Raw genomic sequence first — 302 nt, forward strand, 5'->3', positions numbered from 1 at the left:
TACCTGCTCGCGCAGATAGGGGTTTTGCGAAATGAATCTTGACGATGACCTACTCTCACATGGGGAAGCCCCACACTACCATCGGCGATGCGTCGTTTCACTGCTGAGTTCGGGATGGGATCAGGTGGTTCCAACGCTCTATGGTCGTCAAGAAATTCTGTGTGCTGGCCCGTCCTCGGGACGTGCCGGCGAATCTCTGGTCTCTCTACTTAAAGACAAAACCCCTACCTGCTCGCGCAGATAGGGGTTTTGCGAAATGAATCTTGACGATGACCTACTCTCACATGGGGAAGCCCCACACT

At 53.6% G+C, this 302-nt stretch carries 1 rRNA gene; it reads right to left on the reverse strand.

The features are described from left to right. Nucleotides 1-36 precede the first annotated feature (36 nt). Nucleotides 37-152 (reverse strand): 5S ribosomal RNA (gene rrf / locus IRZ56_RS22990). Nucleotides 153-302 lie beyond the last annotated feature (150 nt).

The organism is Pseudomonas guariconensis, assembly GCF_015680235.1.
In the GTDB taxonomy this organism is placed as follows: Bacteria; Pseudomonadota; Gammaproteobacteria; order Pseudomonadales; family Pseudomonadaceae; genus Aquipseudomonas; species Aquipseudomonas guariconensis_A.